8 protein-coding genes and 1 pseudogene are annotated in these 10,597 nt (G+C 71.5%); 4 read left to right on the top strand and 5 right to left on the bottom strand.

Annotation, left to right across the window (positions count from 1 at the left end; all coding sequences use genetic code 11):
- Window positions 1-270: 270 nt before the first annotated feature.
- The gene (locus tag ACTVAJ_RS13885; protein WP_470388545.1) at window positions 271-609 is read right to left on the bottom strand and encodes a DUF5959 family protein; all 339 of its coding nucleotides are present in this window, start codon (window positions 607-609) and stop codon (window positions 271-273) included.
- 810 nt (window positions 610-1,419) lie between these two features.
- On the opposite strand from ACTVAJ_RS13885, the gene ACTVAJ_RS13880 reads away from it, so the two are divergent.
- Window positions 1,420-3,537 (top strand): WD40 repeat domain-containing serine/threonine protein kinase, encoded by a 2,118-nt coding sequence (locus ACTVAJ_RS13880; protein WP_470388544.1) that lies wholly within the window; start codon window positions 1,420-1,422, stop codon window positions 3,535-3,537.
- A 231-nt stretch (window positions 3,538-3,768) separates the two neighbouring features.
- On the opposite strand, the pseudogene ACTVAJ_RS13875 reads toward ACTVAJ_RS13880, so the two are convergent.
- From ACTVAJ_RS13875 to ACTVAJ_RS13865, 3 genes and pseudogenes are all read right to left on the bottom strand, one after another.
- Window positions 3,769-3,993: pseudogene (locus ACTVAJ_RS13875) on the bottom strand (tyrosine-type recombinase/integrase); the annotation flags it as partial.
- 313 nt (window positions 3,994-4,306) lie between these two features.
- Window positions 4,307-5,200, bottom strand: coding sequence for an alpha/beta fold hydrolase (locus tag ACTVAJ_RS13870; protein ID WP_470388543.1), 894 nt, complete (start codon window positions 5,198-5,200; stop codon window positions 4,307-4,309).
- The gene (locus ACTVAJ_RS13865; RefSeq protein WP_470388542.1) at window positions 5,197-5,820 is read right to left on the bottom strand and encodes a TetR/AcrR family transcriptional regulator; all 624 of its coding nucleotides are present in this window, start codon (window positions 5,818-5,820) and stop codon (window positions 5,197-5,199) included. The genes ACTVAJ_RS13870 and ACTVAJ_RS13865 overlap by 4 nt, the downstream gene beginning before the upstream one ends.
- Before the next feature lie 82 nt (window positions 5,821-5,902).
- Between ACTVAJ_RS13865 and ACTVAJ_RS13860 the strand changes: the two genes are divergently transcribed.
- From ACTVAJ_RS13860 to ACTVAJ_RS13850, 3 genes are all read left to right on the top strand, one after another.
- Window positions 5,903-7,345 (top strand): amidase, encoded by a 1,443-nt coding sequence (locus tag ACTVAJ_RS13860; protein WP_470388541.1) that lies wholly within the window; start codon window positions 5,903-5,905, stop codon window positions 7,343-7,345.
- Window positions 7,346-7,419: 74 nt separating this feature from the next.
- Entirely contained in the window at window positions 7,420-8,853 is a 1,434-nt protein-coding gene (locus tag ACTVAJ_RS13855) for an MFS transporter (protein WP_470388540.1), read from the top strand.
- Window positions 8,850-10,235 carry an L-serine ammonia-lyase gene (locus tag ACTVAJ_RS13850; RefSeq protein WP_470388539.1) on the top strand — a complete coding sequence of 462 codons (1,386 nt, stop codon included), beginning with the start codon at window positions 8,850-8,852 and terminating at the stop codon, window positions 10,233-10,235. The genes ACTVAJ_RS13855 and ACTVAJ_RS13850 overlap by 4 nt, the downstream gene beginning before the upstream one ends.
- A gap of 24 nt (window positions 10,236-10,259) precedes the next feature.
- Here the strand turns inward: ACTVAJ_RS13850 and ACTVAJ_RS13845 are convergent, their stop codons facing one another.
- On the bottom strand, window positions 10,260-10,448 hold the full coding sequence (locus ACTVAJ_RS13845) for a hypothetical protein (protein WP_470388538.1): 189 nt from the start codon (window positions 10,446-10,448) through the stop codon (window positions 10,260-10,262).
- Window positions 10,449-10,597 lie beyond the last annotated feature (149 nt).

Genomic DNA, 10,597 nt, shown 5'->3' with positions numbered 1-10,597 from the left:
GCACGTGATCATCCCAGGTACAGGGCCACCTCGCAGGACTTTTGAGATGAGCTCTTAGCTTGACCGCGTACTCGGAGATCCAGGACTCACCCCCGCCTCTGCGGGGAGCACCCCTTTTTCACCTGCACCAACGCGGGACGTTATCGATCCGCAACATAATTCGTCAGGCAAGCAACACAAACCATGAAACGACTCTAATCAAGCCCTCGAGCCACCATCGACAAGGCGGGCAACGGAAAGCAATCCCGCAACACCGAAACCCGCAGCAACTCACCATCCGCTCGCGCAACGAACGCGTTCCAGACGCCGCCGATTCTCCTTCACCCAGTCAGAGATGTCATCGATTGGCACGCACACCGCGATCTGTGTCGATGGCGTATCGCGCACGGTCACCTCCAGCAGGTCCTCAGGCACCACCTCCAACCAAGCGGTCCGATCGCCTACAGGGCACACCGCCCTATCCTCTGCGCGTAGGGCGTCGAGACAGCGCCCCCAGTCGTCCATGTCCTCAGCCGACACCATCAGAGCGGCCCGGCCGTTGACGAAGCCGCTCCTCAACACGATGGACGCGGTGTAGTACCACTCCCCCGCTGACCAGAGGTTCACCACACCCCACCTCCACGACGACGCTGCGCCAGGTCCGCGAACCGGAAGAGTTCCCACGCCTGCGCTTCGTCCGCCATGGCTTCCTCGTTGTTCATTCGATAGGTCGAGGTGGCCCGATCCTCTCGCACGGTGCCCAGCGGCGATCACGCCCCGCCTGTCATCGATGGCCGCCCCGAATGGTGGCGACCAAAGCATCGAAGCACGCGCCCGATGCTCACGAGAACCTCGCGAGGTACCATCGGATGCCGCCAACCGGCCGTGTGTGCTCCGTTCGTGCTCTTCAGTTCCGTACTGGCACGACACCCGGCGACATCACACGGCCCCAGACGACACGGCGCATCGGATGGGGCGACACGAAACGGCACGAAATGACACGTGACGGCACCAGATCACCGGACTTCTCATCCGGGGGTCGCAGGTTCGAATCCTGCCGGGTGCGCCACAAAATCCCAGGTCAAACGGGGTGCGCGAGTCGAACAGACGAGGTGTGAGGCCCCGTTCGGGGCCTGAAATGCTCCTCGTGTGCTCCCCAGTGCAAGGTCCCGTACAGGCGGGCCCCCACCTCGCGGAGCATTTTGCCGTCCCGTGACCCTGCGGGGTGTGCCCTGTGTCTGCCCGCCAGCGCCCCACAGCCGCCCCGACGGCCCCGCGTGGGGCATCCTCACGCCCTGCCGCCCGACCGGCCACATACGGCCGTTTCAGCCGCAACCCCTTACCCTCCACGGGTTCCCGCGCCACAATCAGGTGACACACCCGACCGGCACAGACACAGCCCACCCGAACACCCCCTGCTCCGGGTAGAAGGCCGACACCGTGGAACCCCTGCACCCCACCGTCCCCCCACATATCGGTGACTACCGCCTCACCGCACGGCTGGGCTCCGGAGGCATGGGCCAGGTCTATCTGGCCCGAACCGCCTCGGGACGGCAGCTCGTCATCAAGGTGATCCGCCCCGAACTCGCCCAGGAAGAGGGCTTCCGCGCCCGGTTCGCCCGCGAGGCCGACGCCGCACGCCGCGTCGGCGGCTTCCACACCGCCCAGGTCGTGGACGCCGACCCCGACGCCGAGACGCCCTGGATCGCCACCACCTACATTCCCGGCCCCACCCTCACCCAGGCCGTCCGCGACCACGGGCCCATCACCCTACCCGCGCTCCACGCCCTGGCCGCCGGGCTCACCGAAGGCCTCAAAGCCGTGCACGCCCGCGACCTGGTGCACCGCGACCTCAAACCCGACAACATCATCCTCGCCAACGACGGCCCCCGCATCATCGACTTCGGCATCGCCCGCCCGTTGGACGCCGACAGCATGACCACCCACGGCGCGGTCTTCGGCACCCTGCCCTACATGTCCCCCGAGCAGACCGACGGCTCCCGGGTCGGCCCGGCCTCGGACATCTTCTCCCTCGGCACGGTGCTCGCCTACGCCGCCACCAGCACCAACCCCTTCTCAGGGGCGACCATGGCCGAGACCCTCCGGCGTCTCATCAGCCCCCCACCCGACCCCGGCGACCTCGACCCGGACATCCGGAAGCTGATCCTCGACTGTTGGAACCACGACCCCACCCTGCGTCCCACCCCCGACCAGATCCTCACCCGCTTCGAAGAGTTCAACCTCCACGATTCCTGGCCGCCTCCCCATGCCTCCGGCGTGTCCCAGGCCGAACCGATCAGTGACCTCCCACCCACACCCCCGGTCATCGACACCCAGCTCAAAGCTCACCCCTCTTCCCGAGCTTCTCCTTCCACGGACACCGCTGAGACCGAACTGAACGGCACTCTGCGACGTACCAGAGTCCAACAACCACCCCCTGTTCCGGAGACAGCGGCTTCCCCACAGCCCGCCCCCGCAGGAACCGGTTCGGGCGGGGAACAGCCGAGCCAGAGGAAAAGCTGGTACATCGGCACGGCGACCGCCACCGTCCTCATGCTCGTCCTCGCTCTGCTCGTGTGGAACTCGTACGGAACTGACACCGGCGAGCCCAACACCACCAGCCTCGGGGAGACCGAATCGAGCACGAACACAGCCGGGCCGAGCGAGCTCTGGGAGGTGGACGTCAAACCTGGCTACAGCAGTGGTGTGCGCTCGGTGGCCTTCAGCCCCGACGGCACCACCCTCGCCACCGGAAGCGACATCAGCGGCACCGTAGGGCTATGGGACGCCACCACCGGCGAAGCCATCACCACCCTCACCCATGGCGGCGGCGAAGTGAATTCGGTGGCGTTCAGTCCCGACGGCACCACCCTCGCAACCGGAGTCGGGAACGAGATCGTTCGGTTGTGGGACACCATGACCGAAGAGATCACCACCACCTTCGCGGGACGATACGGTCCGGTGTACTCGGTGGCATTCAGCCCCGACGGCACCACCCTCGCCGCTGGAGGCAGCATCCACGGCGCCGTAGGGCTATGGGACGCCGCCACCGGCGAGACCATCGCCACCATCACCGATGACGACGGGGTGAGGTCGGTAGTGTTCAGCCCCGATGGAGCCACCCTCGCCATCGGCGCCGAAGACGGGGCCAGGCTCTGGGACGTCGGCACCGGCGAGACCATCAACACCCTCACCGGACACGCCAGGGGCGTGTATTCGATGGCGTTCAGTCCCGATGGCAGCCTGCTCGCTACCGGCAGCTATGACAGCACTGTACGTCTGTGGGACGTCGACAGCGGCGAGACCATCAACACCCTCACCGGGCATGACGGAACCGTGACTTCAGTGGCGTTCAGCCCCGACGGCACCATCCTCGCGACCGGCGACGGGGGAGACAACGTGCGCTTGTGGGACGTCGACACCGGCGAGACCATCACCACCCTCGAAGGAGACGAAGGTGGCGGGGCCTTCGTCGTGTTCAGTCCCGACAGCACCACCCTGGCAACGGGAAGCTTTAGCGGTATGGACGGCAGATTACGACTGTGGTCACTCGGCTGAGCATCAAGACCACGAGACGTCTTGAACCCGGATCTGGTGAAAGCTCTCCCAGCATCGTTCAGCGAAACCGACTGTTCAAAGAAGGTCCTGGCCAAGGGACCTTTGATCCGATGGGATGACACCCCCGAACATGAGGAAACCCCAGGCCAGCACGGGTGAGTCTCCCGCGCAGCCCGGGGTGTGGGGCGACGTTTCGCTCCTGGTGTGCTCCCCGGTCGAGCTACGGCGCCGCTATGCGCGGACCGGCCGGAGAAGGGCCGCCGTTGCCTCGGCCGCTGCCTTCGCGACCTCGGGGAACACCGTCTGGTAGGTGTCCTGGGTGAAATGTGTCGTGGCGTGACCGGGCTCGGTGGAGACCACCTTCACGTCCGCCCCCGCCGCCAACGCCAGGGACGCGGCCCCGTGGCGCAGCCCGTGCAGGTGGATCGGCGGCAACCCCGCCGCCCACACGATCTGGTGTGTCCTGCGCTTTTCGGAGTCGGGTTTCTGGTTCCTGGGACCACGTGACCCTTGGAGGAGGGCATCGTGGGACCAGCCCGATCACTCCGTGCAGGCGGCGGTGGTTGGACCAGTCCGCCTGCTCGGCCATCCCGGCTTGGCCCAGGGCCCGGTAGCGGGTGGCCCACCGGTGAGCGGTGGTGGGGCTGGTGTGGGTAGCGTGCGGCGCCGAGGGCCTTCTGGTGCTCGGTGTGGACGTCAGACATCCATCCGGGTTCCGAAGGCCCTCTCGCTGTACGTCGACCGGGGTGGATGTTGCCAACCTCCATGGTCAGTACATCTCGTCCACCTGCCGCGGGAACGGGGCCCCGCCGCGCAGCGCCGCCACGACCGTCCTCGGCGACGTCACGGCGAAGTAGTGCCCGGCGCCGGGGATCTCGACCAGGGTTGCCGACGGCAGTTGTGCCGCGGCCCAGCGGGCCACGCCGATCGGGACGTTGCCGTCCGCGGTGCCGTGCACCAGGGTGACCGGCTGCCGGACGGCGCCGAGCCCGGACGGGAGGGGCCGGTGGTAGCGGCCGAGGTCGTCGATGCCTGCTCGGGCGCCCTGGGCGAGGCCTGCCGCGGCGTCCGCCGCAGTGAGCTTCTTGGCGTCCGGGTCCGCCATGACGATGCGGTCCGCCTCGGGCCACGCGGAGAGGTTCGCCTCGCGGACGCGGGCGAACGGGCCGCGTCCCTCGAGCATCGCGGCGGCGAGCGTGGGCGCCCAGCGACTGGCGCGGTACAGGAGCGTGACGACGCAGATCCGGCCGGACAGCGCGGTCGGCGGAGCGCCGGGGACCATGCCGCACACGAGCACCACGCGCGCGACGCGTGCGGGCAGGCGGGAGGCGAGCGCCAGGGCGTACCCACCACCGCCGGAGAACCCCAGGAGCGTCACACGCGTGATCCCGAGTGCGTCGAGCAGGGTGATCGCATCGGCGTCCCAGGAGTGGAAGCCGTGGTCCGGGGCTCTCGACGTGCCGCCGAAGCCGGGCCGGTCCGGGACGACGAGCCGCACGCCCGCGTCACGGGCGGCGTCGTGCAGCGGCAGCAGCTGCAAGCGTGAACCGGGCGACCCGTGGGCGGCGAGCACCGGGATCCCCTGCGGATCCCCGAACTCGCACCAGGTGATCGTCCGCCCGTGCGGTGCGGCGAGTGATCGCGGAGCGGGCGGGGCGGTCATCCGGCCGTCGCCTCGATACCGGCGATGAGCAGGTGGAGGCCCACCTCGAAGCGGCGGTCGTAGTCGTGGTGGTCGATGAAGACCGATGCGTCGCGGCGGGCGGCGGGCACGGCCAGCAGCTCGAGCTCGCCCCGGCCGAGCCGGATGGCGATGTGCCCGGTGACGAAGTCGTGCACCGCCGCGTAGCCGTACGCGGCGGTCTCCGGGTCAAGGCCCGCGGATGCGAGGGCCTCGACGACGCGGTGGGCCACGTCGTCGGCGCCCGGAGCGTCGAGCGACGCCTGCCGGTGCGCCTCGAGGACGAGCGGGTGCCGCAGCAGCAGGTCCCGCAGGCCGTGCGCGAACACCGACACGACGCCCTGCCAGTCCCGCGGCCACGTCAGGCCGGCGACGGTGTCCTCCACGAGCTCCGCGATCATCGCGTGGCGGAGTGCGTCGATGCCGCCGCTCGCCCGGTGCACGGCCATGGGGGAGACGCCGAGCCGGTCGGCGAGAGCACGGAAGGTCACGGCGTCGAGTCCGTGGTCGTCGGCGATGTTCGTGGCTGCCTGGAGGAGCTGGTCGTGGTCGACGGAGGCTTTCCGCCCGGCCCTTGCCCTGCCCGTGGAGTGCGCTATCATCCCTGAACTATATCGTTACGCGTAACGAATTGCCAGCGCGGTCGAGCCCGCCGCGCTGCGAACCCGCAGAGATCGGAACCCGGTGAAGCCTGTTCCCCACGGCCCCGCGCCTCGCGACCCCGGCGCGCTCGACCGCGCACACCCCGCTCCTACCGCACTCGAGCTGCGTGCCGCCTACGAGCGGCGCGAGCTCGGAGTCGTCGAGGTCGTCGCCAAGGCCCTCGACCGCGCCTCGGCGGACACCCTCGGCGCCTTCACGACGCTCAATCCCGAGCAGGCGCTCGCTGCCGCCTCGGCCGCCCAACGCGCGATCGACGACGGGACGGCCGGCCCGCTCACCGGCGTGCCGACGGCGATCAAGGACCTCGAGCCCACACGCGGAATCCGTACCACCATGGGCTCCGCGCTCTTCGCCGACTGGATCCCCGACGTGGACGACACGATCGTGCGGACGCTGCGCTCGGCCGGTCTCGTCTCCGTCGGGAAGACGACCGTCCCCGAGCTCGGCGCCGCCTGCTACACCGAGCCCGAGGTCTGCGCACCGAGCCGGAGCCCCTACGCGCCCGCCCGCTCGGCCGCGGGCTCCAGCGGCGGAGCGGCCGTCGCCGTCGGCGCCGGGATCGTGCCGGTCAGCCAGGGCAGCGACACGGCGGGATCGCTGCGGTCTCCGGCCAGCGCCTGCGGCGTCGTCGGCCTCAAACCGAGCCGGGGGCTGCTGACCGGCGGGCTCGTCGGCGCGGACGGCCTCGGCCTGACCACCAAGGGGCCGCTCGCCCGCACGGTCAGGGACGCCGCGGCGCTGCTCGACGCGATGGCCGTCGCCGCGCCCGTGGGCACGATTCATCCCGCTCGTCGCGGCGGCTTCCTCGGGGCGTGCGACGAGCGGGCCGAACGTCTCACGGTGGTGGTCGCGGAGGGATCGATCTCCGGCGGCGAGGTGGACGAGCGGATCACGCACGCCTGTGCGGACGCCGGGCGTGCCCTCGCGGGGCTCGGCCACCGCGTCCACCACCGGCCCCAGCCCGTCGACGCGGACCTCGTCTCCGGCTTCTCGCGCATGTTCGGCGCCCTCGCGGCGGCCAAGCCGCTCCCCGGCGGCGAGGAGGCCGAACGACGGCTCCGGCCGATCGTGCGCCATCTGCGAGAACGGGCCCGGGCCACGGACTCCGGCGAGCTGGCGGCCTCGATCCTCACGGTGCAGGCCCGTGCCGCGGCCTGGGCGGAACGGTTCGGGGACGCCGACATCGTCATCGCCCCGACCGTCACCCGGCCGCCCGTCCCCGTCGGAGCACTCCGGAACGACGCGGACCCCGCCGCGGAGCTCGAGAGCATGACCCGCTTCACGGGCAACACGATCATCGCGAACGCCACGGGCTTCCCCGCGATCAGCCTCCCGCTCGGCTGGACCGACGAGGGCATCCCGCTCGGCGTCATGCTCACCGCGACGTGGGGGCGTGACGATCTGCTCCTCGCCGTGGCCTGCCTCCTGGAGAACGAGCGCCCGTGGCGGGACCGCACCCCGTGACGGCGCCCGCGCCCGGCAGTCGTGAACCACGCCGCGACCGCACCCCGGCACCACTGCGAACGAAGGATCACCCCATGACGCCATCGAACGACGCCGAACCGCTCGCGCTCCGCGGCCGGCGCACCGCCGTCGCCGGGCTCGCCCTGGTGGTGCTCGCCGGTGCGGCGCTGGAGAGCTTCCTCCTGCCCGCGCTGCCGCACCTGCAACGAGAGTTCGGGGTCGACGCCGCCACCGGCGCCCTCGCGCAGGTCGCGCCGCCCCTCGTGACCGTCGTCGTCACGCCGCTCGCGGGACGGTTCGCCGACGTCCACGGCGCCAGGCGGACCCTGGCGGTGCTCGTGGGCATCGTCACGGCGGGCGGCCTCCTCAGCGCCCTCGCACCCGGTTTCCCGCTGTTCGTCCTGGGCCAGGCGCTCCAGGGGTTCGCTCTCGGCGTGCTGCCGACCGCCTTCGTCGTGGTGCGGGGCCTGTTCTCGGACCAGGGGATCAGGACGGCGAGCGGCGGCCTGGTCGCGCTCACGGTCGCCGGCGCCGGCCTCGGCGTGCTGGTCGCCGGACCGATCATCGAGGCGACGTCGCGGACGGTACTCTTCGGGATTCCGACGGCGGTCGTGGTCGCCGGCTCGGCGCTGTTCCTCACCTCCCGCGTGCGGCTGGGCACGCGCGAGCCGCAGGGCCCGACCCGTGTCGACGGGGCGGGGGCGAGCATCCTCGCGCTCGCGCTGGTGGCCACCGTCGCCTGGCTGGCGAGCACGTCGTCCGCCGGGTGGCTGGCGCCCGCGACTCTTGCCCTGTTCGTCGTCGCCGGCGCCCTGGTTGCCGGCTGGGTGCTCGTCGAGCGCCGTGTCACCCAACCCATGATCGACCTCAACACCCTCAGATCGCGTGCGGTGGGCGGCTCCGTCGCCGTCGGCGTCGGCATCGGCGCCGGGTACGCCTCCCTGGTCTATCTCGTACCCCAGCAGATCTCGCGGTCCGCCGAGGAGTCCGGTCTCGGAGCCGGCGCCACGCAGACGGGATTCTTCCTGGCGGCCGCGTTCGCCGCCGGATGCGTCGCGTCCCCCCTCGCGGGCCGCGTTGCCGTGCGCCTCGGTGTCCGAGCGGTGGGGGCGGCGGGGATGCTCGTCCTCGCCGGCGGGGCGCTCGTCGCCGCCGCCGCGTCTCCGGCTCCGTCGGCGATCGTGGCGGCCCTGGTGTGCGCCGGGGTCGGCGCGGGATCGGCGTCGACCGTCGCCTTCTCCGCGGCCGCGACCGGGACGCCCGAGCACGAGGTCGGTGTGGCCACCGCGTTCGTGACGATCGGCCGGGCCGTCGGCGGTGCGCTCGCGACCCAGGTGGTCGCCTCCCTCATCCCGGCGGGCCCTCCGGACGGGTCCGGCGCGCCGGGTGCCGAGGGGTTCCGTGTCGCCTACCTGGTGGTGATGTGCATCGCCCTCGGCGGGGCCGCGACGGCGGCGCTGCTGCCGAGGGACAGCCACCGGAACGCGGCGACGGCGGTGCGGGCATGACGGCGCGGCGCCCGTCGGCGTACGTCTCCGTGTTCGAGCTGTTCTCCATCGGGGTGGGCCCCTCGAGCTCGCACACGGTCGGCCCCATGCGTGCCGCGCGGAGCTTCTCCGACCGTGTCGCCGACGCCGGCCTCCTGGCCCGGGTCGCCGGCGTCCGGTGCCGGCTGTTCGGCTCGCTCGCCTCCACCGGAGTCGGGCACGGAACTCCCGACGCGATCGTCGCCGGGCTCCGGGGATCGGCTCCCGAGACCGTCGATCCGGAGGCGGTGCGCAACGCCTGGCAGGACTGGCCGGAGGGAACGGAGCTCGCCCTCGCGGGCCGGCATCCCGTCGCCTTCGCCAAGAGGGACATCACGTTCGAGCCCCACACCCGCCTTCCCGGACATCCCAACGCGATGACGCTCGTCGCGCTCGACGGATCCGGCGGGGCGCTCGCGACCGAGACCTACTACTCGATCGGCGGAGGCTTCATCCGTCGCGAGGGCGAGCGTGAGGAGAAGGTCGGCACGCCGCCCGGCGATCGCTTCGAGTTCGCGAGCGCGACCGCTCTGCTCGAGCACTGCGCGCGACACGGGCTGTCGATCGCCGACATCGCCCGCGCCAACGAGGAGGCGCGGCTGCCGCGGGGCGCCGTCGACGCCGGGCTCGACGAGCTGTGGAAGTCCATGAACGAGTGCATCGACGCGGGACTGAGTGCGCGAGGAGTCCTGCCCGGGGCACTCGGGGTCGTGCGGCGGGCGGCCGCGATGCACGGCGAGCTCACGAGCGGTGCGTCCGCCGCGGCGCTCCCCGGTGAATGGCTCGGGACCTTCGCTCTGGCCGTGAACGAGGAGAACGCGTCCGGCGGCCGGGTCGTCACCGCGCCCACGAACGGTGCCGCCGGCGTCCTGCCCGCCGTGGCCCGGTACTGGGCGGACTTCGTGTGCGCCGATACCGACCCGCGTCACGGCCTGCGGACGTTCCTGCTCACCGCGACCGCCCTCGGGTCGCTGATCAAGGCGAACGCCTCGATCTCCGGTGCGGAGGGCGGATGCCAGGCGGAGGTCGGCAGCGCCTGCGCGATGGCCGCCGGAGGCCTCACCGCGGTGCTCGGCGGCAGTCCCGCGCAGGTGGAGAACGCCGCCGAGATCGCGATGGAGCACCACCTGGGGCTCACCTGCGACCCCGTCGGCGGGCTCGTGCAGATCCCCTGTATCGAGCGCAACGCGGTCGCGGCCGGCACGGCCGCCACGGCGGCCCACCTCGCTCTGCGCGGAGACGGGACGCATCGCGTGTCGCTGGACACCGTGATCGAGACGATGCGCCAGACCGGGGCGGACATGTCGGCGCGGTACAAGGAGACGGGTCAGGGCGGTCTCGCCGTCAACGTCGTGGAGTGCTGACCCCCGGGCGGCACCGCCGCACGGTCAGCGCCGGGCGGTGGCGGCGTCCTGGGCGGCGGACGGGGTCGGGTCGGTGCATCCAGTCCAGGGGGACCCGCTCCGTACCGGGTGGTCGTCCCGGGCCGAGCGGGCCGAGGTCTCGGCCTGGAGGGCCTCGGCCCCGAACAGGGCCGCCGCGGCCTCGGCCGCCGCCCTGGCGAACTCGGGGGACACCGTCTAGTAGGTGTCCTGCGTGACATGCGTGGTCGCGGAGGGCAGGCTCTCGGGCTCCGGTGCCAGCGGGCTGACGAGGAGCAGCCCGGCCCCTGTGGCCGTGCCCGCGCCCACACCGTCCAGGCACAGCTCCTGAAGCGCCTCACCGT

The organism is Nocardiopsis sp. KDC1DS13DA1, assembly GCF_055632325.1.
The sequence above is the reverse complement of the archived record's forward strand: the minus strand, read 5'-3'. Positions and strand labels throughout refer to the sequence as shown.